Source organism: Parerythrobacter jejuensis (genome assembly GCF_039536765.1).
Lineage (GTDB): Bacteria > Pseudomonadota > Alphaproteobacteria > Sphingomonadales > Sphingomonadaceae > Parerythrobacter > Parerythrobacter jejuensis.
Map to the genome: position 1 here is coordinate 2,092,032 of NZ_BAAAZF010000001.1, position 26,454 is coordinate 2,118,485.

Below are 26,454 nucleotides of genomic sequence, written 5' to 3' on the forward strand. Positions count from 1 at the left end.
AAGATGATCTATCGCGAAGCGGCGAAATACCCGGACAAAGTTGCGCTGGCTTTCCTTGCCTTGCTGATCACAGCCGGGGCGACATTGGCGATCCCTGCCGGTTTCAAGCTGATTATTGATCGCGGTTTCGGCACTGGCGGTGACCCGGCGGATGTCGGCCGTTGGTTCCAGTATTTGCTGATGATCGTCGGGGTGCTGTCCGTCGGCACAGCGCTGCGGTTCTATTTCGTAAGCTGGCTGGGTGAAAGGGTTGTCGCCGATATCCGGGTCAAGGTGCACCAGAACCTGCTACGGCAGGAGCCAGGCTTCTACGAAGAGAACAGCCCCAAGGAAATTTCCAGCCGGATGACCAGCGACACCGCGATCATCGAACAGGTGGTGGGCACCACCGTTTCGGTCGCCTTGCGCAATGTGCTGATGGCGATCGGAGGCACAGTCTATCTGTTCTATCTCGCGCCGTCGCTGACGGCCGGCATGGCATTGGTGATCCCTGCCGTGGTCATTCCGATCACGGTGTTCGGCAGGCGCCTGCGCAATGTTTCGCGGACCAGCCAGGATCGCGTCGCCGATGTCGGCGCGATGGTGACCGAAGTGCTCTCGGCCATGAAAGTGGTCCAGTCCTTCGGCCAGGAAAAGCGCGAAGAAAGCCGGTTTGGCGAGGCGGTCGAACAGATTTTCACCGTTGCGAAGCGCCGCATCCTGCTGCGGGCGGCGATGACGTCGGTGATTATCCTGCTAATCTTCGGCTCGATCACCTTGCTGATGTGGCGCGGCGCTGTTGGCGTGAGCCAGGGCGACATATCCGGCGGCACGATCGCGGCCTTCGTGATTACGGGGGGCCTTGTTGCCGGGGCCTTCGGCGCGCTGACAGAGGTCTATGGCGATTTGCTGCGCGGGGCCGGGGCGGCCAGCCGTCTCAATGAATTGCTGGTTTCCCAACCGCTGATTGCTGCGCCCGAACGCCCGCAAGCGCTGCCCAGGCCGGCACGCGGCAATTTGTCGTTCCGCAATGTCACGTTCCGTTACCCGACCCGGCCCGAAACTGCCGCACTGAAGGATTTCACGCTGGAAGTAGAGCCGGGCGAGACGGTTGCCATCGTGGGCCCATCGGGTGCAGGCAAATCGACGATTTTCCAGCTGGTGGAGCGGTTCTATGATCCGCAGGTCGGCACCGTCCGGCTTGACGGAATTCCCCTGACCGGGGTCGATCCACGCGAAATACGGGAGCGAATGGCGTTTGTGCCGCAGGATGGCGTGCTGTTCAGCGCCGATGCGCGCGACAATCTGCGTTACGGCAATTGGGACGCGAGCGACGAACAGATATGGGATGCCGCCCGCGCTGCCAATGCCGAGGAATTTCTGCGGGAGCTGCCCGAAGGGCTCGACACGTTCCTGGGCGAAGATGGCACCCGCCTGTCAGGCGGCCAGCAGCAGCGCGTGGCGATTGCCCGGGCGCTGTTGCGCGATGCCCCGATCCTGTTGCTGGACGAGGCGACCAGCGCGCTGGATGCGGAAAGCGAACGGCTGGTGCAGGATGCGCTCGACCACTTGATGCGCGATCGTACGACGCTGGTGATTGCGCATCGTCTTGCCACCGTTCGCGCTGCCGACCGGATCGTAGTGATGGAGAGCGGGCAGATTGTCGAACAGGGCACTCATGCCCAGCTGAAGGCGGCGGGCGGTCTCTATGCTCGCCTGGCCCAGCTGCAGTTCGATGTACCGCCCAGCGAAGCCGCCGAGTAGCCGCCTTTTTTCGATCAAGGGCGTTGCCAGCCGACAAATGACTGCATTGTCCGGCGGTCTGCGCTATGCCCGCTCGCATGAAACTCCGGCAGGTCGCGCCGGATTGACCGACACTCGAGAGGGGGCTCTCCCATGATCCGTACCGTAATCGCATCCACCGCGAGCGTATTTGCGCTTGCCCTGGCCACCCCTGCACTGGCCGAAAGCCAGCCGGCCGATGAAACCGCGGCCGCCGCTGCCGAACCAACGACGCCGACCATGAGTTTTGGCGAATGGGGTGTCGATCCGGCGCTGATCTCGCAGGATGTCGATCCGGGCGACGACTTCTTCAAATACGTCAACCAGAAGTGGCTCGATGCCAATCCGCTGCCGGCCGAATTTAGCCGCTTTGGCGCTTTCAATCTGCTCCGTGAAAAGAGCACGACAGATGTGAAGGCCCTGATCGACGAATTGGTTGCGAAAGATCCGGCCAGTCTGTCCAATGACGAGAGCAGGATTGTGAACGCGCACAATGCGTATCTCGACACCGCCGCGATTGACGCGGCCGATCTCGCCCCGGCGCAGGGCTATATCAACCAGATCGTGGCGGCGAATACGCTCGGTGATCTGGCCAATCTGTGGGCCACTCCCGGATTTTCCTCGCCCATCGGCGGATTTGTGAATGTCGATGCGAAGCAGCCGGACCGCTATGTCGCCTATATCGGGATTGGCGGACTGGGCCTGCCGGATCGCGACTATTACACCGATACCAGCGAAAAAGGGCTGGAGACGCAAAAGCTCTACAAGGAGTATCTGACCTTCCTGTTCGGCGAGGCGGGCTATGCCGATCCGGCCGCTGCGGCCATTGCTGTTTATGCGTTTGAAGACCGGTTGGCGCGCGAAGTGATGTGGGACCGCACGGTCAGCCGCAATCGCGACCTCACCTATAACGCCGTGACCAAGGAAGAGATGGCAGCGATGGCGGGCGATGTGCCGGTCAACGCCATTATGGACGCAATCGGCTTCTCCAAATCGCCGATCTATGTCGTCAGCTCGATGCCGCCGAGCGAGGAGCGGATCAAGGAATTGGGCCTCGACGAGGCGACAGTTGCCAAGATCGGCAAGGGCCTGCCCGGCATGTTCGACGTGCTGAGCAATATGGATGTTGCCACCCTTCAGGCGTGGACGATCAAGGAATTCCTGTCCGACAATGCCTCCGTCTTGCCGACCCGTTTCGACAAGGCGAGTTTCGAGTTTTACGGCAAGAAGCTGCGCGGTACGCCAGAACAACGCCCGCGCTGGAAACGCGCCATCGATGCGACCGAAGGATCCTTGGGTGAACTGGTCGGCAAGAGCTATGTCGAGCGTTATTTCCCGGCCGAGAACAAGGCTGCGATGGACAAGCTGGTCGCAAACCTGCGTATCGCGATGGCGCAATCGATCGAAGAAATCGACTGGATGGGCGCACAGACCAAGGTTGAAGCCAAGGCCAAGCTCGACAGTTTCGATCCCAAGATCGGCTATCGTGACAATCTCGAAACCTATGAAGGGCTGGCGATCACGGCGGACAACCCGCTCGCCAACTCGATCGCGGCGCAGGCTTGGCAGCTGCAGGATAACATCGCCAAGCTGGGCGGACCGATCGACCGGACCGAATGGTTCATGACTCCGCAGACCGTCAACGCCTACTACAACCCGACCAAGAACGAGATCGTGTTCCCGGCCGCCATTCTGCAGCAGCCTTTCTTCGGACTGGGTGCGGATATCGCGGTCAATTACGGCGCGATTGGCGGGGTGATCGGGCATGAAATCGGCCACGGCTTCGACGATCAGGGGTCCAAGTCCGATGGCACCGGCAAGCTGCGCAATTGGTGGACCGACGAAGACCGGGCCGCTTTTGACGAACGCGGCGACAAGCTGGTCGCGCAATATTCTTCGTTCTGCCCGTTCGATGACGGCGAAACCTGCGTCAACGGCCGCCTGACCCTGGGCGAGAATATCGGCGATGTTGGCGGGCTCAGCCTGGCGTATCGTGCCTACAAGATCGCGACCAAGGATGTGGATGTGCCGGTGATCGACGGTTTCACCGGTGATCAGCGCTTCTTCCTCGCCTGGGCGCAAGTGTGGCGTTCGGCACAGCGCGAAGAGAATTACCGCCTGCGTTTGCGCACCGGAGCGCACAGCCCGGAAGAATACCGCGTCAATGGCGTCGTGCGGAATATTGATGCCTGGTATGAAGCCTTTGGCGTGACCGAGGGTGACGCAATGTACCTGCCGCCGGAAGAGCGCGTGCGCATCTGGTGATTTCCCGGCGCGCCTGCGCGTAAACGAATTGACATGGCCCCCACTTCATCCATGGAGCGGGGGCCATGACATTTCTGCAGCTCCTTATCATCGCAGTGGTCCAGGGGATCACCGAATTCCTGCCGATTTCTTCGTCGGGACACCTGATCCTGATCCCCAATTTCACCGAATTTCCGGACCAAGGGCCGCTAATCGATGTCGCGGTGCATGTCGGTTCTCTGCTCGCGATCATTGTCTATTTTTTCAAGGATGTGCTCACGCTCGCACGGGGCGGGTTTGCCAGCATCGGCGTCGGTGCTGACCGCGCCGATGCGCCTTCTGAACGGCGGCTGTTCTGGTGGATCGTGCTCGGCACCATTCCTGCCGTTGCGTTTGGTCTCGCAATCAAGATGGGCGCGTTCAACGCGATCGCTGAAGACTGGTTCAACATCACGATTATCGATGGCGACCTGATGAGCTCGATCCGCTTTACCGATCTCATCGCTTTCAACCTGATCGTCTATGGCATCGCGCTCGGCCTGGCCGATTGGCTTGGCAAGGAAGTCAAGAAATTTGAAGATATGAGCTGGCGCGACGGCCTGATCGTCGGCATCGCGCAAGCGCTTGCCATCATCCCCGGCACCAGCCGTTCGGGTGTCACCATGACTGCGGCGCGGGTGCTGGGATACACGCGGGTCGAGGCTGCACGCTTTTCCTTCCTGCTCTCGATCCCGGCTGTTGCAGGTGCGGGCGTACTGATCGTTCCCGAGATCTTCGAAGCTGGCAGCGCCCTGGCGCTCGATGCGCTGATTGCCGGCGTGCTGACCTTTATCGCAGCTTTCGCCACCATGGCGTTCCTGATGAATTTCCTGAAGCGGGCCTCAATGATGGTGTTTGTGGTCTATCGCGTTGCCATGGGCTGTGCCTTGCTTGCCTTTTTCTAGAAGGTAGCAGGACTGCCTCTGACGGAACCAATGACGATACGTGTCGTTTAGGTTCCGAGGGGGCAGAAACAGCATGGCGGACAATGGCTTTACTTGTATTGATGACAATAGGCGCAGCAATCGGATGGCTCGCATCGATTATGATGCGACAGGATTCTGTCCGAAAGAGCCTGACTAACATCGCGATCGGCATCGTCGGCGCATTGTTGAGCTTCGGCGTTGTCAGCCAGAAGCTGGTGCCCAATTCTCTTAGTCCGGAAACGATCTTGATCGGCGCATTTGGTGCGGCGGCTTGTTTGGTAGTGTCCATGGCCGTGCAGGGCGATCTGGTGCGTTGAGACAATTCAGTGCTTTTTGACTTATCAAGTTGGAAGAGCATGCTATGCAGCGCTTCCTACTAAGAAGGGGAAGATGGAAATGAAGTTCACTATCAAGGGCGCAGCTATCGCGTCGGTCGCCGCCATGGGTCTGAGCCTCGCTGCATGTGACAGCGCCGCAGAAAACGCCATGGAAGACGAAGCAGAAGCTATGGAAGATACGCGTGATAACGCTGTCGACGCCATGGAAGAAAGTGGCCAGATCACTGAAGATCAGGCCGACGCTATGGACGACCAGACTGATGCCATGGAAGAATCCATGGAGGAAACTGCTGACGACATGGACACGCCGTAAGTCGTATCTGTTTTGAACAAGGGGGCGTCGGTGAAAACCGGCGCCCCTTTCGTTTAGGTGCTACAAAACCGCGCGCAACAAGATTCAGACAGGCTCGGCCCCGGAACCGCGCCCGCCGCGAAGCAAATATTCCTGGGTGCCCCGGTTCACCACGTAATCGACATCGATCACGGCTGAATTGGCATAGGTGAAGGCCGGCGGCAGGTTGCGATAGAGCCGGTCGAAATCACGCTCCACCGTCTGGCGGAACAGGTCTTCGAAACTCTCGATCACAAAATAGGTCGGCTGCAGGTCACTGATCACGTAGTCGGTGCGCATGACGCGGTCGACATTGAGCATGATCCGGTTGGGGCTTTCCGCCTCGACTGCAAATACCGCCTCTGTCGGGCCGGACAGGATCCCTGCGCCATAGGCCCGGATGTCGCCGGGCGCCTCCTCGATCAGGCCGAATTCGACTGTATACCAGTATAGCGAGCCGAGGGCCTTGAGCCGGTTGTATCGCATCGCCTTCCACCCGGCCCGGCCATATTCCTGCATGTAATCGGCAAAAGTCGGATCGGTCAGCATCGGCACATGGCCGAACACATCATGGAACACATCCGGTTCCTGGATGTAATCGAAGGTTTCGCGGGTGCGGATGAAATTCCCCGCCGGGAAACGGCGATTGGCCAAGTGCCAGAAAAACACGTGATCGGGGATCAGCATCGGGACGGGGACGACGCTCCATCCGGTCAGCCGGTCCAGCTCTTCGGACATGGCCTTGAAATCGGGCACGCCTCCCTTGCCCAGATCGAGCTTGTCGAGACCTGCCAGAAAGGCGCTGGCGGCCCGGCCTGGAAGCACATCCATCTGCCGTGCGAACAGATCGTCCCAGACCGCGTCATCATCGCTGGAGTATTGCGTTTGCGACGGCTCGAGCCAATCCTCGCCGACATGGTCGGGCTTCTGCAGCGGCGCAGTAAAGACATCCGCGGGCATTTCGGGCAGGACGCTAAAGTCCTGTTCTGGTTCTGCTAGAGTCGCCATAGTTTCAACTGTAACCATATCATGGGGTTGGTACAGTTTCAATCGAGGAGAGGGTTTTGGGCAAGCTGAAAAAGAAGCATTATGAAAAGCTGCTTGAACCGATGGAGGAAGAGCTGGTCTCCATGGCCCGTTGGGCGCGGGTGACCGGTGCGCGCATCTGTGTCATTTTCGAAGGGCGCGATACGGCGGGCAAGGGCGGTGCGATTCGCGCGGTAAGCCAGCGCCTCAATCCGCGCCAATGCCGCGTGGTGGCGCTTTCCAAACCCAATGAGACCGAGCGCACGCAATGGTATTTCCAGCGCTATGTCGCACATCTGCCTGCCGCAGGGGAAATCGTACTGTTTGATCGCAGCTGGTACAATCGCGCCGGTGTCGAGCAGGTGATGGGCTTCGCTGACGACCAGCAGGTCGCCAGCTTTCTCGACGAAGCGCCCCGGTTCGAACGCATGCTGGTCGATGATGGCATCCTGTTGTGCAAATACTGGCTGACGACCGATCAGGAAAACCAGGAAGAGCGCCTGGCCGAACGGCTGGAAGATCCGCTCAAACGCTGGAAACTCTCGCCGATCGATCTAGCCGCGCGCGAAAAATACGATGCCTATACCGAGGCGCGCGAGGCGATGCTGGAAGCAACACATAACGACCATGCACCGTGGACCCTGGTCGATTTCAACGACCAGAAACGCGGGCGGCTGACGCTGGTGCGCGATCTGCTCGATCGCTTGCCCGATACGCATATCGAGCCTGAACCGCTGGAGTTTCCGGAGCTGGGCCGCGCGCCTCGGCAGGAAAGCTACACTGTGCTCGATCCGATCAGCAATTATCCGGTCGACTAGGAAAGCGTCGCGCTTGCCTTCAACGTTTGGCGGCCATCGGCAGCAAAAGCGCCAAGCTCCAGTCCGTTATTCCCTTGTTTCAGGGCAAGATGCAGCGGTTCGCCTGCAATGGCCGGGCTGATGGCGCGGAAGGCGAAGCCGGCCAGCGCGTTGTCGCCATATTCCTGCGCCACGAGCTGGAGCAACAGGCTGGTAATCAGCGGCCCGTGGACGACCAGCCCGCGATAGCGCTCCACATCACTGGCATAGGGGGCGTCATAGTGGATGCGGTGGGTGTTGAAGGTCAGCGCGGAATAGCGGAACAGCAGAGTTTCGGAGGGTGTGAATGTTCGCACTGTGCCCCAATCACTGGCGTCGAACTTTCCCTCACCGGGCGCTGGCGGGCTGAGCGGAGCGTCGGGCGCTGCGGCATCACGATAGACCAGCGTTTGCGTTTCGCGCACAGCCTCGATCTCGCCCGCCATGGTCACATGTTCGACCTCGACAAAGCCGAGCTTGCCGCTCTTTCCGTCTTTTTCGCTGACCGAAACAATTCGGCTGGTGCGCGTGATTGCCGCGCCGATTTCCAGCGGTGCCTGGAAGGCGATTTCGCTCGCGGCCCACATCCGGCGGGGCAGCGGGATCGGCGGAAAGAAACTGTCAGCGCTATCATCGCGAGCCGGGTGGCCGTCTGCGCCCAAGGCATTGGACGGCGCTTGAGGAGTACAGAGGCACAGGTGAATGCCCTGCGGCATTGCCCGGTCCCGCATCTCGAGATCAAAGGTCGCACACCAGCGCCGCGCGAGCGCGTGATCAAGCGTGTCGCTCTGGGCCATCTCGCGCCCGATCCATGCATTCCAATTGCTCATATTGGCCAGCTCATCAGGCCGCGCGCTCGAAGATGGCGGCGATGCCCTGTCCGCCGCCGATGCACATGGTCTCGAGGCCATAGCGCACCTCGCGGCGGTGCATTTCATGGGCCATATCGGCCAGGATGCGGCCTCCTGTTGCACCAATCGGGTGGCCAAGCGAAATGCCCGATCCGTTGACGTTCACAATCTCGCGCCGGCTGTCATCCTCCGACCAGCCCCAGCCCTTCAGGACCGCGAGTGCTTGGGGCGCAAAAGCTTCATTGAGTTCGACCAGGCCGATATCGTCCCAGCTCTTGCCGGTGCGGGCAAACAGCCGCTCGACCGCCGGAACCGGGCCAATGCCCATCCGGCTGGGGTCACAGCCTGCAGCAGCCCAGCCTTCGAACCACAGCAGCGGCTCCAGCCCCAGTTCTTCCACCTTGTCCTCCGCCACGACCAGGCACGCAGCGGCGGCATCGTTTTGCTGGCTGGCATTGCCCGCGGTCACGACTGCATCGGGGTTCTGCTTGCCTTCGATCGCGCGGAGCGCACCCAGCGATTCCATCGTCGCATCGGCGCGGTAGCCTTCGTCGTGCGAAAAGGTGACGGGATCGCCGCGCCTTTGCGGTACATCGACCGGCACCAATTGCGCATCGAACTTGCCGTCGGCCCATGCCTTGGTGGCGTTCTGGTGGCTGCGGACCGCGAATGCATCGCAGGCCTCGCGGCTGATGCCGTAATCACTGGCGAGGTTCTCTGCCGTCTCGATCATCCCGCTGATCACGCCGAAGCGTTCGATCGGCTGGCTCATCAAGCGACCGCGCGTTAGCCGGTCCCACAGCACCATGTCGCCCATTCGCGCGCCCTTGCGGGCCTTGGTAGTGTAATGCTCGACATTGGACATGCTCTCGACGCCGCCTGCGACCACCACGTCTGCCGCGCCGGTCTGCACCATCATGGCCGCGTTGACGATGGCCTGCAGGCCCGATCCGCAGCGCCGGTCGAGCTGGTAGCCGGGCACTTCGAGCGGCAAGCCCGCCGCCAGCCAGCTCCAATGACCGATGCAGGGCGCTTCGCCGCTGCCATAGCCTTGGCTGAAGACCACATCGTCGACGCGGGCCGGATCGATTTTGCTCCGCTCCATCAGCGCTTTCAGGATCACCGCGCCCAGAGCGCCAGCCTCCATCGGGGCAAGGGTGCCGCCGAACTTGCCGACGGGGGTACGCAAGGGGGTGCAGATAGCAACGCGGCGTAGGGTCATGATGTAATGTCCAGGTTCAGGATTTGTCAGAAAGGGCAACGGTTCCGGCATCTACCAACTTGCCGATGGCGCCGGAAGAAAGGCCCAGCCTTTCAGCGAGGATTTCCTCGCTATGCTGGCCGAGATAGGGGGCCGGGGCCGGGTCACCGGCTTGCTTTTCCGGCATATTGGCAAAGCTGCGCGTGGCCGGATAATCGAACCCGCTCGGGTTGGCCGGGGCCGGGCCGAACAGGGGATTGTCGCCGACCAGCTGTGGATCGTTGGCGGCTTCGTACATGGTGCGATAGCGTTCATAGGTTGTGCCTTCGGCGGCCATACGCGCTTCCAGTTCGGCATAATCATGCTGTTCCGATTTGGCCTGGAACAGGTCAAACAACGCGTGGCGGTGCCGGAAACGGGGATCGTCCCCGTCGGCGAAGCGCACGCCGACTTTCTCTTCCAGCGCAGCGATGTCCTGCTCAAGCCCGAAGGCTTTGACGAGGCCGTGCCACTGCTTGGCCGTGAGGGCTGCGACCATAAACCGCTGGCCATCCCTGCTGCGGAAGTCGCGCCCGAAAGCGCCCCAAATGGCGTTGCCCAGCCGTTCCCTGTCACCGCCACGATACAGCATTTCAGCCATTGCGCCCGAATTGGCCATGGTGCCGATCGCGACATCGCCCAGCGGCACGCGCACTTCGCTGCCTTCACCCGTGGCATTGCGATGATGCAGCGCCGCCAACAGGGCAAAGGCGCAATAGGCGCCGGTGATGAAGTCCCACGCCGGCAGCACCTGGCTGACCGGCGGTGCGGTTTCGATATCCCATTCTTCCGGGCCCATCATCAAAGGGTACCCGCTGGCCGCGTTGACGGTGAAATCCATCGCCTGGCGACCGTCATGCCAGCCCATGATCCGCACGCTGACCATATCTGTGCGGTCTTTCGCCACCGCAGCATGGCCGAGGAAACTTTTCTCCGGCAAATTGGTGATCAGCTGGCCTGTTCTATGCGCCAGCTCGACCAGCAATTCACGTCCCTCGCCGCTGCGCAGATCCAGCGCGACCGATTTCTTGGCGCGATTGAGGTTTTCCCAGCTGAGCGAGCGCCCTTCTTTGGTGAGCATATAGCGATCATAATCGAGCCCGCCTGCCTTGTGATCGACGCGGATGACCTCAGCCCCCATTTGCGCGCAATAGAGTCCCGCCGTGGGCGAGGCCACAAAGCTGGAAGTCTCGATGATCGAGAGGTCGTTGAGCAGATTATACATTCGTTACTTTCTTGTTACGTGCGGATCGGACCTCTGTCCGACCCTTGCGGCACCGGCCCAATCCCCCACCCGGCCTCCCAAACAGTATCGTGCCGTGGGTGGCCGGGTGGGGGGAGTGGGCCGGTGCGGCCGAGCCGTCAGGCGAGCCAACTCAAGAATTCTCCGCAAATTCGCGCAGCATGTGCTTGGCGATCTGCAGATACAGGATCTGCGTCGTGCCTTCATAGATGCGATAGATGCGGGCATCGCGGAAGAACCGTTCGGCATCATATTCGGCCAGATAGCCCGCGCCGCCATAGACCTGCACCACCCGATCGACGACGCGGCCGCACATCTCGCTGGAGAAGACCTTGAAGGCTGCCGCCTTGCGCAGGATGTTCTCACCCTTGTCGGCGCGTTCTGTCACGTCCTTCATCATCGCTTCGGCGGCGTAGATTTCCGTCTCGCTCTCGGCCAGCATTTGCTGGATCAGCTGGAAATTGGCGATTGGTTCGCCAAACGCCTTGCGCTCATTGGCATAGCGCACAGCACTGTCGAGCGCGCGGCGGGCATAGCCGGCGGCGGCTGCGCCCACGGAAATGCGGCCATTGTCGAGGCTCATCATGGCGAACCGGAAGCCCTTGCCGGTTTCAGCGCCCAGCAAGGCATCACCGGGCACCTTCACATCCTCCAGGATCACGTCGGAGATATGGCTGCCCTCCTGGCCCATCTTCTTGTCCGGGCTGGCGGTGGAAACGCCGGGCGTATCCATCGGTACGATAAAGGCGCTGACATGGGCGTTCTTGGGCAGCGCCTCTTTCTCGGTCCGTGCCATGATCAGGCCGACCTGCGCATGCGGGGCATTGGTGATGTAGCGTTTGGTGCCGTTGAGGATCCAGCCATTGCCGTCCGGATCAGGCTTGGCCGTGGTCGCCATGGCCGCACTGTCGGAACCGGAGCCCGGCTCGGTCAGACCGAAGCAAGCGATTTCACCGGCGGCAATGCGGGGCCACCATTCGGCCTTCTGGGCATCGGTCGCGCCATTCTTGATCGCCGAATTGAACATCCCGACATTGATCGAGAAGATCGAACGATAGGCCGGCGCGGCATAGGCCATAGTGTTGACCACGCGGGCATATTGCGAAGTGTTGAGCCCGGCCCCGCCATATTCCTCTGGCACGGTCAGCCCGAACAGCCCCATTTCTTTCATCTCGGTGACAATTTCGTCAGGGATCTTGTCGTTGGCGATCACGTCCTTCTCGGCCGGGATCAGCCGCTCGCGCACATAGCGGTCTAGCTGCTCGATGAATTGTTCGAATGTCTCGGGATCCATGCCGGTTGCGGCCATGTGGGACAGTCCTTTGTTGCCTATTGCTGTGGTTCTTCGGTGCCGGCCCGCTCAGGCGCGGCAGGATCGGAGGCCGGCTCTTGCACAGGTGTAGTGTCGAGTGCTTCGGGCGGCAATTTGCGGGCTTCGATCATTGCGGCTGCTTCATCGAGGGCCTGCGCTTCGCCTACCGTTACGCCGCCGGGGCCTGGATCATTCTCCCCCGGGCCACAAGCTGCCAGAAATGCCAGCAAGGCAATGGGTGTGATCGTGGAGCGAGTCATGGTGGGTACCATAGCGCAGCCGTCACAAAGAAAAAGCGGGCCTTTCGGTTTGCTCGAAAGACCCGCTTCCCTGAATGCGAAAAATTGCTGCCTTACTGGTCGACAACTGCCTCGGCAGCGTCAGCCGCGTCATTGGCGGCATCGGTGATATCGCCAGCGGTTGCGGCAGCAGCATCGACAGCAGCCTGGACATCGGCGGCCGCATCGGCAGCAGCTTCACCGGCAGCTTCGGCAGTTGCCTGCTCTTCGGCGGTGGCTTCGGTGCTGGCTTCTTCGGCGGTGTCTGCGGTTGCGGCATCGTCGGCCACAGGCTCGTCGGCCACTTCGGTCATCGCTTCATCGGCCGGGATTTCGACATTGTCGGCCATGGCTTCCTCGGACGCGTCCTCGGTGTCGCCGCAAGCGGCAAGGGTAAGGGCGCCGGCGGCCACCAGGCCAAAACGCAGTGCTGTTTTCATGGTGTTTTCCTCCAGTCAGAATTTTCGACCCCACGCGCCTGGAGCACGCGGTCGGGCATCGTCTAGCCCCGGCAAGCCGTGATGGCCAAGGGAAAACTGGCCATGCTGCCTTGCGTAGGGCCCAGCTTGTGCCATGCCGGGCGGGTGGACGCAGACACTCTTCGAACCGGAATGGACCAGGCCCGCGAGCAATTGCGGGAGGTTTTCGGCTTTGGCGATTTCCGGGGGCGCCAGGCTGAAGTGGTGGAGCGCGTCATGGATGGGTGCTCGACGCTTGGTGTCATGCCGACCGGTGCGGGCAAATCGCTGACCTACCAATTGCCGGCGACGCTGTTGCACGGCACCTGCATTGTGATTTCACCACTGATCGCCCTTATGCATGACCAGCTGCGTGCGGCCCGCGCCAACGGCATCCGCGCCGCCACGCTGACCAGCGCCGATGCCGATTGGCGCGAGACGATGGATGCCTTTCGTGCTGGTGCGCTCGACCTGCTTTATGTTGCGCCTGAACGGGCAAGCCAGCCCTCTTTCTGTGATTTGTTGACGGCGGCGCCGCTGGCAATGTTTGCCATCGACGAGGCGCATTGCGTTTCCGAATGGGGGCATGATTTCCGGCCCGATTACCGCCAGTTGCGTCCCTTGATGGACCGGTTCGGCGATGTGCCCCGCCTGGCGCTGACCGCGACGGCAGACGCCCATACCCGCAGCGACATCATGGCCCAGCTCGGCATCCCCGACGAAGGACTGGTGGTGGCCGGTTTTGAACGCCCCAATATCCGCTACGCCATTCGCCACCGTGACAATCCCGTCCGCCAATTGACGCAATTGATGGAGGATCATCCCGGGCCCGGTATCATTTATGCGCCCACGCGCCGCAAGGTGGAGGATCTGGCAGCCAAGCTGGCAGCCGCCACCGGGCGCCCCGTCCTGCCCTATCATGCCGGGCTGGAGCCGGGGACGCGCGCCCGGCACCAGGCAGAATTCGTCGCCAGCGAAGAAGTGGTGATGGTCGCCACCATTGCGTTCGGAATGGGCATCGACAAACCCGATGTGCGTTTCGTGGCGCATGCCGGCATCCCCAAATCGATCGAGGCCTATTACCAGGAAACGGGCCGGGCCGGGCGTGATGGCGACCCGGCACAAGCGACGATGTTGTGGGGGGCAGAGGACTTCGCCCGGGCCCGGATGCGTCTTGCCGAGATGCCGGAAGACCGGCGCGAGGGGGATCGCAAACGGCTCGATACGCTTGCCAATCTGGTCGAGACAGCCGGATGCCGTCGCGCCATCCTGTTGCGGCATTTTGGCGAGGACCCGCCACAGACATGCGGCAATTGCGACAATTGCCTCGACGCGCCCGAAGTGATCGACGCCACCGAGGTGGCGCGCAAATTCCTCTCAGCGGCCTATCGCACCGGGCAAAGCTTCGGCTTTGGCCATCTGCAAAAGGTACTGACCGGCGCGGATGACGAGCGTGTGCTGGCCAAGGGTCACGATCATCTCACGGTGTTCGGGATCGTCGAGGGCGAGGAAGCGGCACTGCTGCGGCCTGTCAGCCGGGCCTTGCAGGCACGCGGGGCGCTTGTTGCGACCGAACATGGCGGGCTGACGCTGGGCGGCGATGCGCGCGATATTCTGAAAGGTGAGGCCTCGGTCCTGATGGTCAAGCCGCCCAAACAGGCGCGCCGCGGGCGCAAGTCGCGCAGCGGATCAAGCGGTGGCGGGGTCAATCCGGTGGGCGATCCCTTGTTCGACGCGCTGCGGGAATTGCGCCGTCAGCTGGCAATCGAAGGGCAGGTGCCGCCCTATCTCATCTTCCACGATGCCACGTTGCGGGAATTCACCGCGACACGTCCGGCGACGCTGGCAGAGATGGGCTCCATTGCGGGCGTAGGGGCCAAGAAACTCGACGCCTATGGCGAACAATTCCTCGACTGCATCCGGCAACACTGACCAGCCGATTTGACTCTTCATCCTTCTCGATATAAATATGATATCATAATTATATTGAAGGAGGTGCTCCATGACGGATATCGTCAAGGGAATGAATATCAGCCGGGAAGGTCCGGCCCACTCGTATAGCGGCTATGTCATGCTGCTGGTGCTGCTCGGCTTCCTGGTGTTGCTGGGGCTGAACTTCGCTACCAATATTCCAGCCGATGGCGCCACAAAGGGGGCCAAGCTGCTGTTTATAAGCGGGCTGGTGCTGCCGATCCTCCTTGCCACGCTGGTCTCTGCCGGGTTCTTCATGATCCAGCCCAACCAAGCCGCTGTCGTCACCTTGTTCGGTGAATACCGTGGCACCGAGCGGCGCGAAGGGCTGCGCTGGGTGTGGCCGTGGATGATGCGGCGCAAGATCAGCGCGCGCGCCCACAATGTCCACTCCGACAAGGTCAAGATCAACGATCTGCGCGGCAACCCGATCGAGATTGCCTGCAACGTGGTGTGGCGTGTCGCTGATACCGCGCAGGCGGCATTCGACGTCGATGATTACAAGGAGTTCGTGAACATCCAGATCGAGGCCGGGTTGCGCACGGTGGGCTCGCGCCATCCCTATGATGATTTCGAAGGCGAGGAGGTGACGCTGCGCGGCGGCGGTGATGTGATCAATCGCGAATTGCTGGAGGAGTTGAATGACCGGCTGAAGGTCGCCGGAATCGTGGTCGATGAAGCGGGCCTGACCCACCTTGCCTATGCACCTGAAATCGCCGGTGCGATGCTGCGACGCCAGCAGGCCGATGCGGTGATTGCCGCTCGCAAGAAGGTTGTGATCGGCGCGGTCGGCATGGTCGAAGATGCGCTGCAGAAGCTGTCGCAGGATGGCGTTGTTGAGCTGGATGACGAACGCCGTGCGGCGATGGTTTCCAACCTGATGGTGGTGCTGTGCGGTGACCGTGAGGCCCACCCTGTCGTCAATACCGGCACACTGTACCAGTAAGCGCTCAGTCGCAAGGAGGCAGCCATGGCTGCACCCCCGAAAAAGACCAACGCGAAGAAGGCTTTTGCCCTGCGGCTCGATCCAGCGGTTCATGCCGCGATCGAGCGGCTCGCGGCGGCAGAGCTCCGGTCAGCCAATGCCCAGATCGAGACGCTGCTGCGCGAAGCTTTGACCGAGCGTGGTATCGATGTGGGTCGCAGTGCCCGGCCACGGCGGGGCCGACCGCCCAAGGGGGAGTGAGATGACTGGCCTGTTCGAACCCGGCGAATGGTACTTGCCCAAGGTCTACGGCTATGGCGCGGGCTGGCCGCTGACCTGGCAAGGCTGGGCCTTGCTGCTGGCCTATATCGCCTTTCTCGCCAGCCTCGGGCTCTTCGCAGAGTGGGGCTCTGGCCTCGGCGCGGGGGTCGCGTTTGCCTTGTTCGTGCCGGTGACATGGCTGTTCGCCATTGTCGTCAAGCGCAAGACGCGCGGTGGTTGGCGCTGGCGCTGGGGCGAATGGGAGTAGACGGAACCACGACGCCGCAATGTCCTTAGCAAGCCGTTAACCCTTTCAGGCTATCGCGTGCGGTATGGAAAACTCTGCCCGCCATCCGCTCGCCCGCCCTTCAACCCTGGCTATCGGGTTTATTGCCACTGCGGCAATCGCCCTGATCCCGGCTGCGGCGGTATTCGCCCAGCCTGCGACAGCGCCGTTTACCGTGGTCGAAAACGGCCGCGGCTTCGGCAATCTGCAGCAGGCGGTCGATTCGATCGGCAATGGCAGTGGCACCATCGCCATTGCGCCTGGCACCTATCGCCAATGCGCGGTGCAGGAAGCGGGCAGCATTGCCTTCTTCGCCAGCGAACCGGGCAGCGCAGTACTCGACGGCGTCGAATGCGAAGGCAAGGCAGCGCTGGTATTGCGCGGCCGTGAAGCCAGCGTTTCGGGCATCGTCTTCCGCAATATGGCGGTCTCCGATTTCAACGGCGCGGGAATTCGTCTGGAAGCAGGCAATCTGACGGTCGCCAATAGCTGGTTCGTCGACAGCCAACAGGGCATCCTGACCGCACACAATGACAGCATCCGGCTGGTGGTGGATCGCTCGACCTTTTCCGGTCTCGGCACGTGCGAGGGCGACGGCGGCTGTGCCCATTCTATCTATACCGGCACAATCGGCCATCTGCGGATCACCCGCAGCCGGTTTGAGCGCGGCCAGGGCGGCCACTACGTCAAATCGCGCGCCGCGCGGACGGATATTGCCGCCTCCAGCTTTGACGATTCGGCCGGCAGCTCGACCAATTACATGATCGATATGCCGGGCGGTTCGACCGGACAGATCACCAACAACTGGTTCGTCCAGGGCCGCGACAAGGAAAATTACAGCGCCTTCATCGCATTGGGCGCAGAGGATTTTACCAACACGTCAGACGGTCTGGTGATTGCCGGCAACGATGCCCGTTTTGTGCCCTCGCTGAAGCGCGATTCGACCTTCGTGGCGGATTGGGCCGGTGCCAAGCTGACCATCGAAGACAACGAGCTTGCACCCGGTCTCAAACGTTACGAACGCCGCTGATCTCCTCCCGAGAGGACCGATTAGCGCTTTTCACGCAAGGGAAGGCACGATAGCGGGCGCGCATGAGCGCAAACCCCTTTATCTGGCTGCAGCACATCGCGCCGCAGCACGGCTTGTCGAAACTGGCCGGATCATTCGCCGAATCGCGCACCCCATGGATTCGTGACCGGCTGATTCGCCGTTTCATCGCAGCCTATGATGTCGACATGGCAGAAGCGAAAGAGCCCGAGGGCTCGTTCGAAACCTTCAATGCCTTCTTTACCCGTGAATTGAAGCCCGGGGCGCGGCCGCTGGCCGATAGTGATCAATTCGTGCTGTCTCCGGCTGACGGAGCGATCAGCCAATTGGGCAGGATCGAAAACGGCCGGATCTTGCAGGCCAAGGGCCATGATTATACCGCCGCTGAATTGCTCGGCGGGGACGCTGCGCTCGCCGAACGCTTCGCCAACGGGCAGTTCGCCACCATCTATCTCTCCCCGCGCGATTACCACCGGGTCCACATGCCGGTGGCGGGGCAATTGCGCAGCACATGTTATGTCCCGGGTGATCTGTACTCGGTCAATGGCGCAACGGCCCAGGGCGTACCGCGCCTGTTTGCGCGGAACGAACGCCTGGCCTGCCTATTCGATAGCGAATGCGGCATCATGGCGAGCGTCATGGTCGGCGCCATGATTGTGGCCGGGATCGAAACGGTCTGGGGCGGGCGCGTTCCGCCGCACGGCAACAAGCTGTTTCGGCAGGAGTTTCCTGCTGTAGGCCCAGATGCACGCAGCTATGCCGCCGGCGATGAAATGGGGCGCTTCCTGCTAGGGTCGACAGTCATCCTGTTGTTCGGGGACGGCAAAGTCGAATTCGCGCCCGAGCTTGTTGAGGGAAGCCCGGTGCGCATGGGGCAAGCTCTCGCCCGCAAGCTCTAGCCGAACGCAGGGGCGAAATTGACTGCGCCGTGCGGCAACTCGCCATCGAGTAACAAGGTCTGGAAATATTCCGCGGGCCCGCCCGCATAGGTCAGCCGGGGCTCGACGATGAATCCGAAGCGTGAATAGTATTTCGGATTGCCCAGCAGCACTATGCCCTTGGCGTTGCGCGCGACCATGTCGGCAATGCCGCGATCGATCAGCTGGCCGCCAATCCCCGTATGCTGGTTGGTGGGAATGACCGAGACCGGGCCCAAACCATACCAATCGCTGGTGCCATCACTGATGGTGACAGGCGAAAAAGCGATATGGCCGACAATCGCCTCGTCTCTGTTGGTCGCGACGAGCGACAGGACAAGATCCCCGTCGGCACGCAATTTGTCGATCAGGTCCGCTTCATCACCGTCGCTGAATGGCATGTCGCGAAAGGCAGCATCGGTCAGGGCGTGGATTGCAGGCTCGTCGCCGGCGCGTTCGGGGCGGATGGTAATCGTCATGTCAGCAAGTGCCCGGCCCGATCCCGCTTGGTCGCCAGATAGCGGCGGTTATGCGGATTCGACGGGAGCTCATGCGCCACCCTCTCGCGAATCGAGATACCATGTGTTTCCAATGCTACGACCTTTTTGGTGTTATTGGTCAGCAGTCTTATCTCACCAATTCCTAACAAATCGAGCATGCGTGCCGCAGTGGCGAAATCGCGGGCTTCGTCTGGCAGGCCGAGCCGTTCGTTGGCTTCGATTGTGTCGAAGCCCTGGTCCTGCAGGCGATAGGCCCGCATCTTGTTGATCAGGCCGATCCCGCGTCCTTCCTGCCGCATGTAGAGCAGTACGCCATATCCGCCCTGCGCCGCCTCTTCGGCCATGGCCGCGAGGGCGGCATCGAGTTGCGGGCCACAATCGCACTTGAGGCTGCCCAGGATATCGCCGGTCAGGCATTCGGAGTGCAGTCGCACCAATGGCGCCTTCCCGCCCATTTGCCGGCCGATCACCAGGGCGCAATGTTCGCGCATGTCGTCCGGCTTACGGAACACGACCAGTTCGGAATCGTCGTCGGCCGTGACCGGCAGTTTCGCGCGGGTCGCTATGCGCAGACGGTCTGGATCCGACCACTGGGCCAGATCACCAGGCGATACCGGCTGGGCTTCGCCGGCATGGTCGGGCGCGATCATGAAGGCGGGCAGGATGCCGGCAATCCGCGCCAGTTCCATCGCCGCTTCGGCTGCCTCCTGCCAGGCAATCGGTTCGGCCTTGAACGGGCCTTTGAGCGGATTGGCGAGATCGAGCGCGGGGTCGGCAACAGCAACGGCAAGATCGAGATCGAACGGTTCGGCCCCGCGGATCATCACCGGGGCATGAGGCACGGCGGCATCGCGCTGGTTGGCGAGCTTCAGCGTCGTCGCCCGCGCGGCCGAAATCAGCAAATGCCCGCACGTCGCCTCGCGCGCCATGGCGGTTTCGATCGGCAGCAATATCCCTGCACCTTCCATCGCCAGCGGCCAGCCATGGCGCAAGGCATCGATCGCCTGCGCCACACGCCGGGAAGGGGAGGGATTCTGAGCCGTCAGAGCGCAAACTCCGTCGTCAGCGGGACATGGTCGGACGGTTTTTCCCAGCTGCGCGCATCTTCGAGCACACGGTGGGCGGTGGCCTGGCGGGCAAGCTCGGGGCTGGCCCACATATGGTCGAGACGCCGACCGCGATCCCCCTTGCGCCAATCCTTGGAGCGGTAAGACCACCAGCTGTAATACCGTTCGGGTGCCTTGATATGTTCGCGCCCGATATCGGACCAGCCATGGGCATCCATGAAGCGCTGGAGCGTTTCGACCTCGAGCGGGGTATGGCTAACGACCTTGAGCAATTGCTTGTGGCTCCACACATCGCTCTCCAGCGGCGCGATGTTGAAATCGCCGACGATCAACGTCGGGCGCTCGATCCCGTCGGCCCACCGGGTCATGCGTTCGAGAAAATCGAGCTTCTGGCCGAATTTCGGGTTCTGTTCGCGGTCGGGGATGTCGCCGCCCGCGGGCACATAGACATTCTCGATCACAGTGCCTTTGCCGGGGCCTTCGGCCAATTCCACGCCGACATGTCGTGCTTCGCCATTGGCCTGCCAGTCATGGCGGGAGTATTCCTGGATCGGGATGCGGCTGACGGTGCCTACGCCGTGATAGCCTTTCTGGCCATGCACGGCGAAATGCTCGTACCCCAGCGCGCGAAACGCATCGTAGGGAAACAGATGCTCTTCGCATTTGATTTCTTGCAGGCACAGAATGTCGGGCGCTTCCTGTTTCAGGAAGTCGGCCACGATCGGCATGCGCAGGCGAACGGAATTGATGTTCCAGGTAGTGACGGAAACCATGGTCGCATGCCTTAGGTGGCGCGGATGCGGGCGGCAAGCCGTGGCAGGGACGGATTGGCCCTTTTGCCAGCTTTCGCTTTCCCGTCACATCGATGCGCGATAGCAGGGCTTCACACCAGATTGCCCGGAGTATTGCTATGCGTTCGTCCCGCCCTGTCCTCGCCGGTTTCCTCGCCGCCCTCGCCCTGCCCCTTGCGGCGTGCGGCGCGGCCTATGCGCAGGACGATGTTGCAAGCGCTCCGACCCCTGCAAAGAAGACTGCGGGCAAAGCCAAGAATGTTATCCTGTTCATTGGTGACGGGATGGGGGTTTCTACCGTTACGGCCGCGCGCATCTATGCCGGGCAAAAACAGGGCCTGCAGGGCGAGGAATATGTGCTGCCGTTCGAGACCTTTCCCAATGTCGCGCTGGTGAAGACCTACAATACCAATTCGCAAGTGCCCGACAGCGCCGGAACAGCCACCGCCATGCATTCGGGCAAGAAGACCAAGATCGGCTTTCTCGGCATTGGTCCGGGTGCTCCGCGCGGCGACTGCCTTGCCGGCCAGCAGCACCACCTGCCGTTGCTGGGGGAACAGGCGAAGGCGGATGACATGGCCGTGGGGATTGTCAGTACGGCGCGCATTACCCATGCAACGCCAGCCTCGGTCTATGCCCGAAGCACAGACCGGAATTGGGAATCGGACAAGGGCATCCCCGAGGATCAGCGCAGGCTTGGCTGCCGCGATATTGCCCAGCAACTGGTCGATTTTCCTTTCGACCTCGCTTTGGGCGGCGGATTGGGCGCGTTTTATGGCCCTGACAAGGACGGGCGGCGCATCCGGGAAGGGGATGATCTGCCAGCGGCCTGGGCGGCGCGTACGGGCGGGACTTATGTGACTGACGCTGCCGGGCTCGCGGCGGCTCCGGCAGGCAAACCGGTTCTCGGTCTCTTTTCGCCCAGCCACATGACCTACATGGCGGAACGCAAGGCCGATTCCGCCGAGCCGACCCTGACGGGCATGACGGCAGAAGCGATCAAGCGCCTGTCGACGGATCCCGATGGCTTTTACCTGATGGTGGAGAGTGGCCGGATCGATCACGGCCACCATGCGGGCAAGGCTGGCTTTGCGCTGGAGGAAGCAGTGGAATTTGCCCGTGCGATCCAGTGGGCGATCGACAATACCGATCCCGAGGAGACCCTGATCCTCGTCACCGCCGACCACAGCCATGTATTCACCATTGCCGGCTATCCAGTGCGCGGCAATCCCATCCTGGGCCTGGTCGTTCAGACCGACGAACGCGGTGAACCTGCGGGCGAGCCAGCCCTGGCGAAAGACGGCAAACCCTACACGACGCTGGGTTATGCCAATGGGCCGGGCGCAGTCGTCGGCGAGCGGGAGATGCCGGAGACGGGTGTCAACGCGCGGCAGCAAGCGCTGGTCCCGACCTATAGTGAAACCCATGCCGGTGAAGACGTCGCGCTCTATGCCTCGGGTCCGGGTTCCGACAAAGCGCGCGGGGTGATCGAGCAGAACCGCATTTACGAGATCATCGTTGCGGCGCTCGGCTGGGAATGAGGGGATTCTTGCTTTGCGCACGCCATCTTGCGTGCGTACAAAAAACCCTCGTGCCGGGGGCAAATGGCACGAGGGTTCCGTTTGAGCGTTCGTCACGCTGTGAACAAGACGGGCTTGAATGGAAGGACAGGGCAACAGGGGGGAAACCCGCCTTCCTATCCGTCTTGCGTAACAAGATTATGCGCTTTCGCCTTGCGGGGCAATGAACGGTATGTCGCGCCTTGTCGCAAACGCCTCTCGTTCCAAAGACGAAGCGTTTATCGCGGGCGACGGGTGGTCCGGCGCGGATCACGGTACCTGAATGCCGAGTCGTTTACCGACACGCCATAGCGGTGATTCGTCAGCCTGACGGTGGTGCGATTGTTCTGCGCATCGAGCGCCACCCAGTTCTTGAGTTCCCATCCGCCAGGTGCCCCGCCATCGCGCAGGAAGATCATCGTGATGACGCCGAATTCAGGTTTCTTCGGATCGCGCACTTCGACACTCAGCACATCATCAACGCCGGTTGGGACCAGCTTGCCGTATTTCTTCACGTCGCGATCAGGATCGAGCAGTGCGCCGAGCGGCGAATTCGTGATTGGCCAGCGCTGGACCTGATTGACCTCGTAATCGACCAGCGTGAGCGACCGGCCATTGGAAACCACCAGCAGCGGCACACCCTTTTCATATTCGAACCGGATCTTGCCCGGCCGCTTCAGGGTCATCACTCCGCCCACAGTCTGGCCCTTGCGGTCAGTCTGGGTGAAATCGGCGCGCATGGTCGAGATACCGCGCAGCGCCTGCACTGCGGCGTCGAGATTGCCGGAATAGGCAGCCGCCGGAGTCGGCGCAGCCATCCAGGCAACGGGCGCGGAAACGACAAGCGCCGCGGCAAGCGCGGCACCCGTGGCTTTGCCCGCACTGAGCGAGCGAAATGTGGTGATCATCCGGTTCATGCGGCCCTTCTAGAGTCGCCGCGCTGAACTGTCACTGACCGGCACGCAATTTGCCGTTCAGGAAGCTTACTTGATCTTCGCTTCCTTAAAATCGACATGCTTGCGCACGACCGGGTCATATTTCCGGAAGGTCATCTTCTCGGTAATGTTGCGCGGATTTTTCTTGGTCACATAGTAAAAGCCCGTGTCTGCGGTCGAGACGAGCTTGATCTTGACGGTTGCGGGCTTCGCCATGGTGCTTCCTAAATCTTTCGGTGGGCCCTTCCGGCAAACGGTTCAGGCCAAGAAATAACTGGCGGCACGCCCAAAAAGCTGGGGCACCGCCACATCGGGCGCGCAATTGGGCGATTCACCTGTGAAAGTCAAGCCGGAAGCGCCTTACCAATCGCTGCGCGAAACCTTTCCGCGCCCGGCTTTCACCTCGCCGCGCACCTTCTTGGCCTTGAGCCGTTTGGTCTTGCCAACCCGGTTGAGGCGGCTCTTCTTGCGTGTCTTGGGGCTGCGATGGGCCGATTCGAGCAATTCGCCAAGTTTTTCCCGGGCCAATTGGCGATTCGCCTCTTGCGTCCGATGCGCCCGTGCGGTGATCAATAAATCGCCCGCAGCGGTCAACTTGCTCCCGGCCAGCGCGCGCAATCGCGCAAAAACCGGCGGTGGCAGGCGCAGCTTGTAAACATTGATTCGCAGCTGGACGCTGGTCGCGACTTTATTGACGTTTTGGCCGCCCGGGCCAGTGCCAGCGATGAAGGTCTCTTCTGCCAGCCCATGGGCCCGATCAATCAGAGTCTCGTCCATTGTCCGGTCTAGCTGTCGGCAGAGCCGTCGAGCGCGCCCATAGCGAGGAAATCGGCGGGCATGGGCGCAGCGGCTGCAATTTGCGGTTTGCCTTCGCGCTCCACCGTCAGGCCTGCAGCGTGCAGCATGGTTCGCGGTCCGCTCTTGGGATTGCCATAGACCGGATCCCCCAGCAGCGGCATGCCAAGGCCGCTGGCGACATGCACGCGGATCTGGTGGGTGCGCCCGGTTTCGGGTTCGAATTCGAGCAGCGAGCCGCGTTCCAGCTTTTGCAGCAGCCGCCAGCGGGTTAGCGAAGGCTTGCCCTTCTTCGCCGGGATCATGCGCCAGCCCTTCTCCGCACTGCTGATCTTGGAAAGGGACAAGGCGATCTCGCCTTCCTCGTCGATAGGGACCCCGTCGACAATGCCGAGATAACGCTTGCCAACCAGCCTTCCCTCGAATGCGCGTGCATATCGCTTGAGCGCTTTGGGATTGCGCGCCAGCAACAGGCATCCGCTGGTATCGGTGTCAATCCGGTGCACCGGGACGGGCGGGCGCTGGAAGCCGAGCTTAAGCTGCTCCATATGATCTTCCAGCGAAGTGCCGCCCCGGCGCGGTTGCTCGATCGGCAGGCCGGCGGGCTTGTTGATCACCAGAGCTTCACCGTCTTCAAACAGGATATCGATCATATCAGAAGCCTTGCCTTGCGCAGGCCGCGAACGGCGTTGCCGACAAAGAAGCCGTGCTCAAGGTCTTCGACTGTGATGGTCCCTTCCTCAGCCTTGCCGTCGGCCAGCAATTGGGCCCGCAGCACACCGGGGAGCAAGCCCAGCGCCAGCGGGGGTGTGACCAGCACGCCATCGCGCTCCACAAACAGGTTCGAAATGCAGCCCTCAGTCAAGAATCCGTCATCGCGCCGCAACAGCGCCTCTGCCGCACCCGCTTCACGCGCGACTGAAAGTGCCGCCTCGTAGAAGCCGCGATCCGATGTTTTGTGCCGTAGCCGCCAGTCACCGCTATCGACCGGCAGCGGCAAAATCGCGCACGCCACGGGATCATCACTCGCTTCTTCGAGCGGCGATGCTTCGAGGGTGGTTGCTCCCGCCCTGTTGCAAGTCAGCCTCAGCTTGGCGGGATGTTCCAGGTCGAAGCATAAGGCCTGGATCTGGTTGCGCGCGGCATGCCGGTCAAACGCGAAGCCCAGCGTTGCAGCGCTGGCCTTGATCCGTTCCAGATGCGCCTCGAGCAACGGCATCCCCTGCTCGGGATCGAAGCGCATGGTCTCGATCAGATGGAATCCGGGGGCCAGCAAGTCGGCATTGCTGGCACGGACGAAGCCGCCCTTCAGAATGGTTTCGCGCCACTCGGCGCGCGGCTCGCTGTCGGCGACAATGGCGGAGCCTACGCCAAGGACGGCATCACCCTGGTCGTTTTCGACCGGGGTCAAACACAAAGTCCGGATGGCGACATTGAAGGCCGCATTGCCATCCGCGTCAATCCGTCCGATCGCCCCGCAATAGGGCCCGCGCGGATCGCGTTCGACCTGCTGGATCAGTTCCATTGCCCTGATCTTGGGCGCACCGGTGATCGAACCGCAAGGGAACAGCGCGCGGACCAAGTCGCTCGCGCCCTTCCCATCCTGCAGCCGGGCATGGACGGTCGTCACCATCTGGTGGACCGTAGGATAATGCTCGACCGCGAATGGCGCCTCTACCGAAACGCTTCCAGCCTCTGCCACCCGGCTGAGATCGTTGCGCATGAGATCGACAATCATCAGGTTCTCGGCCTTGTCCTTCTCCGAACCGGCGAGTTCTTCTGCCAGGGCTGCATCTTCGGCTTCGGACTGCCCGCGTGGCCGTGTGCCCTTCATCGGCTTGGCCCGTGCGTGCCCGCCTTTGAGTGAGACGAACAATTCAGGAGACAGGCTGAGCAGCCAGTGCGACCCATCAAACACCAGCCCGCCATAGCCTGCCTGAGCGGCTGGGCGCAGCGCGGCATAGAGCGCGACGGGATCGCCGCGATAAGATCCAGCCAGTGGCAAGGTGAGATTGGCCTGGTAGATGTCGCCGCCTTGGATGGCTTGCTGCAAGGCTTCGAAGGCCTCTTCATAGGCGCCTTGCGATACTTGCGGGTCGAGCGGGCCGAGTGCCACGTCGCCGCCGCCGGTTTCGGCCAGCCAGGCGGGGACATCGGCCGCTGCAATCACGCGTTTTTGTGCAAACAGCCCGAGCCAGACAAGCGGGCCGTTCGCGCCTGTGCGTTCGGCAGCGAGCGGTTGCAACTTGGGCTCGAGCGCGAGGCCGGCTTCGTATGCGATATAACCTGCCAGCGTGCCGCCCTTGTCAGTCTGCGCAGCCTGTGCCTGTTCCAGCGCCGCCTCGACATCCTGCGGACGGTGGGCCACGAAGATGGCGGACGCGGCTTCATACAGGTGGGCATCGGCTGCCCCCTGCGCGCGCGCATCATCCAGCAATACGAAAGCCTCGCGGTCACCCATCTTCACCGCCATAGCCCAGTCACCGCGAATTGGAACCGCGCTTGACCATGTGGGG

The 26,454-nt window shown here is 61.7% G+C and carries 28 protein-coding genes; 13 read left to right on the forward strand and 15 right to left on the reverse strand.

The genetic code is table 11. The features are described from left to right. Positions 1-3: 3 nt before the first annotated feature. The 5 genes from ABD653_RS10335 to ABD653_RS10355 all read left to right on the forward strand — a co-directional run bounded on the left by ABD653_RS10335 (position 4) and on the right by ABD653_RS10355 (position 5,621). Positions 4-1,743, forward strand: a complete 1,740-nt coding sequence (locus ABD653_RS10335; RefSeq protein WP_234032261.1) for an ABC transporter transmembrane domain-containing protein — start codon at positions 4-6, stop codon at positions 1,741-1,743. A gap of 132 nt (positions 1,744-1,875) precedes the next feature. Continuing rightward, the gene (locus tag ABD653_RS10340) at positions 1,876-4,026 is read left to right on the forward strand and encodes a M13 family metallopeptidase (RefSeq protein WP_160778604.1); all 2,151 of its coding nucleotides are present in this window, start codon (positions 1,876-1,878) and stop codon (positions 4,024-4,026) included. Between the two features lie 65 nt (positions 4,027-4,091). Further along, entirely contained in the window at positions 4,092-4,949 is an 858-nt protein-coding gene (locus tag ABD653_RS10345) for an undecaprenyl-diphosphate phosphatase (RefSeq protein ID WP_160778605.1), read from the forward strand. 101 nt (positions 4,950-5,050) lie between these two features. After that, positions 5,051-5,287, forward strand: coding sequence for a hypothetical protein (locus tag ABD653_RS10350; RefSeq protein WP_344705363.1), 237 nt, complete (start codon positions 5,051-5,053; stop codon positions 5,285-5,287). Positions 5,288-5,366: 79 nt separating this feature from the next. Further along, positions 5,367-5,621, forward strand: a complete 255-nt coding sequence (locus tag ABD653_RS10355; protein WP_160778607.1) for a hypothetical protein — start codon at positions 5,367-5,369, stop codon at positions 5,619-5,621. Between the two features lie 84 nt (positions 5,622-5,705). On the opposite strand, the gene phhA is transcribed toward ABD653_RS10355, so the two are convergent. Next, entirely contained in the window at positions 5,706-6,647 is a 942-nt protein-coding gene (phhA, locus tag ABD653_RS10360; protein WP_199801088.1) for a phenylalanine 4-monooxygenase, read from the reverse strand. A 56-nt stretch (positions 6,648-6,703) separates the two neighbouring features. Between phhA and ppk2 the strand changes: the two genes are divergently transcribed. Next, positions 6,704-7,483, forward strand: coding sequence for a polyphosphate kinase 2 (gene ppk2, locus ABD653_RS10365; protein ID WP_160778608.1), 780 nt, complete (start codon positions 6,704-6,706; stop codon positions 7,481-7,483). On the opposite strand, the gene ABD653_RS10370 is transcribed toward ppk2, so the two are convergent. From ABD653_RS10370 to ABD653_RS10395, 6 genes are all read right to left on the reverse strand, one after another. Beyond that, the gene (locus ABD653_RS10370; protein ID WP_160778609.1) at positions 7,480-8,331 is read right to left on the reverse strand and encodes an HTD2 family dehydratase; all 852 of its coding nucleotides are present in this window, start codon (positions 8,329-8,331) and stop codon (positions 7,480-7,482) included. The genes ppk2 and ABD653_RS10370 overlap by 4 nt on opposite strands. 13 nt (positions 8,332-8,344) lie before the next feature. Further along, positions 8,345-9,574, reverse strand: coding sequence for an acetyl-CoA C-acetyltransferase (locus tag ABD653_RS10375; RefSeq protein WP_160778610.1), 1,230 nt, complete (start codon positions 9,572-9,574; stop codon positions 8,345-8,347). A 16-nt stretch (positions 9,575-9,590) separates the two neighbouring features. Beyond that, positions 9,591-10,817 (reverse strand): CoA transferase, encoded by a 1,227-nt coding sequence (locus ABD653_RS10380; RefSeq protein WP_160778611.1) that lies wholly within the window; start codon positions 10,815-10,817, stop codon positions 9,591-9,593. A 151-nt stretch (positions 10,818-10,968) separates the two neighbouring features. Beyond that, positions 10,969-12,144, reverse strand: a complete 1,176-nt coding sequence (locus ABD653_RS10385) for an acyl-CoA dehydrogenase family protein (protein ID WP_160778612.1) — start codon at positions 12,142-12,144, stop codon at positions 10,969-10,971. Positions 12,145-12,164: 20 nt separating this feature from the next. Then, positions 12,165-12,407 (reverse strand): hypothetical protein, encoded by a 243-nt coding sequence (locus ABD653_RS10390; RefSeq protein ID WP_199801089.1) that lies wholly within the window; start codon positions 12,405-12,407, stop codon positions 12,165-12,167. Between the two features lie 92 nt (positions 12,408-12,499). Continuing rightward, positions 12,500-12,865, reverse strand: a complete 366-nt coding sequence (locus ABD653_RS10395; RefSeq protein WP_234032139.1) for a hypothetical protein — start codon at positions 12,863-12,865, stop codon at positions 12,500-12,502. A 171-nt stretch (positions 12,866-13,036) separates the two neighbouring features. Between ABD653_RS10395 and recQ the strand changes: the two genes are divergently transcribed. From recQ to asd, 6 genes are all read left to right on the forward strand, one after another. Beyond that, positions 13,037-14,815, forward strand: coding sequence for a DNA helicase RecQ (recQ, locus tag ABD653_RS10400; RefSeq protein ID WP_160780342.1), 1,779 nt, complete (start codon positions 13,037-13,039; stop codon positions 14,813-14,815). A 70-nt stretch (positions 14,816-14,885) separates the two neighbouring features. Next, the gene (locus ABD653_RS10405) at positions 14,886-15,800 is read left to right on the forward strand and encodes an SPFH domain-containing protein (protein ID WP_160778613.1); all 915 of its coding nucleotides are present in this window, start codon (positions 14,886-14,888) and stop codon (positions 15,798-15,800) included. A 24-nt stretch (positions 15,801-15,824) separates the two neighbouring features. Further along, positions 15,825-16,040, forward strand: coding sequence for a type II toxin-antitoxin system antitoxin (locus ABD653_RS10410; RefSeq protein ID WP_160778614.1), 216 nt, complete (start codon positions 15,825-15,827; stop codon positions 16,038-16,040). Position 16,041: 1 nt separating this feature from the next. Then, positions 16,042-16,308, forward strand: a complete 267-nt coding sequence (locus ABD653_RS10415; RefSeq protein WP_160778615.1) for a hypothetical protein — start codon at positions 16,042-16,044, stop codon at positions 16,306-16,308. A 64-nt stretch (positions 16,309-16,372) separates the two neighbouring features. After that, positions 16,373-17,356, forward strand: a complete 984-nt coding sequence (locus tag ABD653_RS10420; protein WP_160778616.1) for a right-handed parallel beta-helix repeat-containing protein — start codon at positions 16,373-16,375, stop codon at positions 17,354-17,356. A 62-nt stretch (positions 17,357-17,418) separates the two neighbouring features. Further along, positions 17,419-18,273: an archaetidylserine decarboxylase gene (gene asd, locus ABD653_RS10425; RefSeq protein ID WP_160778617.1), complete on the forward strand. Its 855-nt coding sequence runs from the start codon at positions 17,419-17,421 to the stop codon at positions 18,271-18,273. On the opposite strand, the gene ABD653_RS10430 is transcribed toward asd, so the two are convergent. The 3 genes from ABD653_RS10430 to ABD653_RS10440 are packed head-to-tail and all read right to left on the reverse strand — an operon-like array spanning position 18,270 to position 20,631. After that, positions 18,270-18,770 (reverse strand): GNAT family N-acetyltransferase, encoded by a 501-nt coding sequence (locus tag ABD653_RS10430; RefSeq protein ID WP_160778618.1) that lies wholly within the window; start codon positions 18,768-18,770, stop codon positions 18,270-18,272. The genes asd and ABD653_RS10430 overlap by 4 nt on opposite strands. Continuing rightward, on the reverse strand, positions 18,767-19,804 hold the full coding sequence (gene ribA / locus ABD653_RS10435; RefSeq protein WP_325065372.1) for a GTP cyclohydrolase II: 1,038 nt from the start codon (positions 19,802-19,804) through the stop codon (positions 18,767-18,769). Before ribA ends, ABD653_RS10430 begins: the two co-directional genes overlap by 4 nt. A gap of 29 nt (positions 19,805-19,833) precedes the next feature. Next, positions 19,834-20,631 (reverse strand): exodeoxyribonuclease III, encoded by a 798-nt coding sequence (locus tag ABD653_RS10440; RefSeq protein WP_160778619.1) that lies wholly within the window; start codon positions 20,629-20,631, stop codon positions 19,834-19,836. 137 nt (positions 20,632-20,768) lie between these two features. On the opposite strand from ABD653_RS10440, the gene ABD653_RS10445 reads away from it, so the two are divergent. Further along, positions 20,769-22,190 carry an alkaline phosphatase gene (locus ABD653_RS10445; protein ID WP_160778620.1) on the forward strand — a complete coding sequence of 474 codons (1,422 nt, stop codon included), beginning with the start codon at positions 20,769-20,771 and terminating at the stop codon, positions 22,188-22,190. 257 nt (positions 22,191-22,447) lie between these two features. Here ABD653_RS10445 and ABD653_RS10450 read toward each other — a convergent pair whose 3' ends face one another. The 5 genes from ABD653_RS10450 to pabB all read right to left on the reverse strand — a co-directional run bounded on the left by ABD653_RS10450 (position 22,448) and on the right by pabB (position 26,399). Then, positions 22,448-23,125, reverse strand: a complete 678-nt coding sequence (locus tag ABD653_RS10450) for a LolA family protein (RefSeq protein ID WP_199801090.1) — start codon at positions 23,123-23,125, stop codon at positions 22,448-22,450. Between the two features lie 66 nt (positions 23,126-23,191). Beyond that, positions 23,192-23,359, reverse strand: a complete 168-nt coding sequence (rpmG, locus tag ABD653_RS10455; RefSeq protein ID WP_160778621.1) for a 50S ribosomal protein L33 — start codon at positions 23,357-23,359, stop codon at positions 23,192-23,194. Positions 23,360-23,503: 144 nt separating this feature from the next. After that, the gene (gene arfB, locus ABD653_RS10460; protein WP_160778622.1) at positions 23,504-23,920 is read right to left on the reverse strand and encodes an alternative ribosome rescue aminoacyl-tRNA hydrolase ArfB; all 417 of its coding nucleotides are present in this window, start codon (positions 23,918-23,920) and stop codon (positions 23,504-23,506) included. Positions 23,921-23,928: 8 nt separating this feature from the next. Continuing rightward, positions 23,929-24,591, reverse strand: a complete 663-nt coding sequence (locus ABD653_RS10465; RefSeq protein ID WP_160778623.1) for an RluA family pseudouridine synthase — start codon at positions 24,589-24,591, stop codon at positions 23,929-23,931. After that, the gene (gene pabB, locus ABD653_RS10470) at positions 24,588-26,399 is read right to left on the reverse strand and encodes an aminodeoxychorismate synthase component I (protein WP_160780345.1); all 1,812 of its coding nucleotides are present in this window, start codon (positions 26,397-26,399) and stop codon (positions 24,588-24,590) included. Before pabB ends, ABD653_RS10465 begins: the two co-directional genes overlap by 4 nt. Between the last annotated feature and the right edge of the window lie 55 nt (positions 26,400-26,454).

What these genes read in the sequence shown, in the direction of transcription:
- ABD653_RS10420 (WP_160778616.1), top strand. Translation starts at nt 16,373, where the DNA reads ATGGAAAACTCTGCCCGCCATCCGCTCGCCCGCCCTTCAACCCTGGCT.
- ABD653_RS10335 (WP_234032261.1), top strand. Translation starts at nt 4, where the DNA reads ATGATCTATCGCGAAGCGGCGAAATACCCGGACAAAGTTGCGCTGGCT.
- ABD653_RS10440 (WP_160778619.1), bottom strand. Translation starts at nt 20,631, where the DNA reads ATGGTTTCCGTCACTACCTGGAACATCAATTCCGTTCGCCTGCGCATG.
- ABD653_RS10385 (WP_160778612.1), bottom strand. Translation starts at nt 12,144, where the DNA reads ATGGCCGCAACCGGCATGGATCCCGAGACATTCGAACAATTCATCGAG.
- ABD653_RS10375 (WP_160778610.1), bottom strand. Translation starts at nt 9,574, where the DNA reads ATGACCCTACGCCGCGTTGCTATCTGCACCCCCTTGCGTACCCCCGTC.
- ABD653_RS10380 (WP_160778611.1), bottom strand. Translation starts at nt 10,817, where the DNA reads ATGTATAATCTGCTCAACGACCTCTCGATCATCGAGACTTCCAGCTTT.
- ABD653_RS10465 (WP_160778623.1), bottom strand. Translation starts at nt 24,591, where the DNA reads ATGATCGATATCCTGTTTGAAGACGGTGAAGCTCTGGTGATCAACAAG.
- recQ (WP_160780342.1), top strand. Translation starts at nt 13,037, where the DNA reads ATGGACCAGGCCCGCGAGCAATTGCGGGAGGTTTTCGGCTTTGGCGAT.
- ABD653_RS10340 (WP_160778604.1), top strand. Translation starts at nt 1,876, where the DNA reads ATGATCCGTACCGTAATCGCATCCACCGCGAGCGTATTTGCGCTTGCC.
- ABD653_RS10370 (WP_160778609.1), bottom strand. Translation starts at nt 8,331, where the DNA reads ATGAGCAATTGGAATGCATGGATCGGGCGCGAGATGGCCCAGAGCGAC.
- ABD653_RS10410 (WP_160778614.1), top strand. Translation starts at nt 15,825, where the DNA reads ATGGCTGCACCCCCGAAAAAGACCAACGCGAAGAAGGCTTTTGCCCTG.
- ABD653_RS10405 (WP_160778613.1), top strand. Translation starts at nt 14,886, where the DNA reads ATGACGGATATCGTCAAGGGAATGAATATCAGCCGGGAAGGTCCGGCC.
- phhA (WP_199801088.1), bottom strand. Translation starts at nt 6,647, where the DNA reads ATGGCGACTCTAGCAGAACCAGAACAGGACTTTAGCGTCCTGCCCGAA.
- rpmG (WP_160778621.1), bottom strand. Translation starts at nt 23,359, where the DNA reads ATGGCGAAGCCCGCAACCGTCAAGATCAAGCTCGTCTCGACCGCAGAC.
- ABD653_RS10450 (WP_199801090.1), bottom strand. Translation starts at nt 23,125, where the DNA reads ATGAACCGGATGATCACCACATTTCGCTCGCTCAGTGCGGGCAAAGCC.
- ABD653_RS10415 (WP_160778615.1), top strand. Translation starts at nt 16,042, where the DNA reads ATGACTGGCCTGTTCGAACCCGGCGAATGGTACTTGCCCAAGGTCTAC.
- ABD653_RS10345 (WP_160778605.1), top strand. Translation starts at nt 4,092, where the DNA reads ATGACATTTCTGCAGCTCCTTATCATCGCAGTGGTCCAGGGGATCACC.
- ABD653_RS10430 (WP_160778618.1), bottom strand. Translation starts at nt 18,770, where the DNA reads ATGACGATTACCATCCGCCCCGAACGCGCCGGCGACGAGCCTGCAATC.
- pabB (WP_160780345.1), bottom strand. Translation starts at nt 26,399, where the DNA reads ATGGGTGACCGCGAGGCTTTCGTATTGCTGGATGATGCGCGCGCGCAG.
- ABD653_RS10390 (WP_199801089.1), bottom strand. Translation starts at nt 12,407, where the DNA reads ATGACTCGCTCCACGATCACACCCATTGCCTTGCTGGCATTTCTGGCA.
- ABD653_RS10350 (WP_344705363.1), top strand. Translation starts at nt 5,051, where the DNA reads ATGACAATAGGCGCAGCAATCGGATGGCTCGCATCGATTATGATGCGA.
- ABD653_RS10395 (WP_234032139.1), bottom strand. Translation starts at nt 12,865, where the DNA reads ATGAAAACAGCACTGCGTTTTGGCCTGGTGGCCGCCGGCGCCCTTACC.
- ABD653_RS10355 (WP_160778607.1), top strand. Translation starts at nt 5,367, where the DNA reads ATGAAGTTCACTATCAAGGGCGCAGCTATCGCGTCGGTCGCCGCCATG.
- ABD653_RS10445 (WP_160778620.1), top strand. Translation starts at nt 20,769, where the DNA reads ATGCGTTCGTCCCGCCCTGTCCTCGCCGGTTTCCTCGCCGCCCTCGCC.
- asd (WP_160778617.1), top strand. Translation starts at nt 17,419, where the DNA reads ATGAGCGCAAACCCCTTTATCTGGCTGCAGCACATCGCGCCGCAGCAC.
- arfB (WP_160778622.1), bottom strand. Translation starts at nt 23,920, where the DNA reads ATGGACGAGACTCTGATTGATCGGGCCCATGGGCTGGCAGAAGAGACC.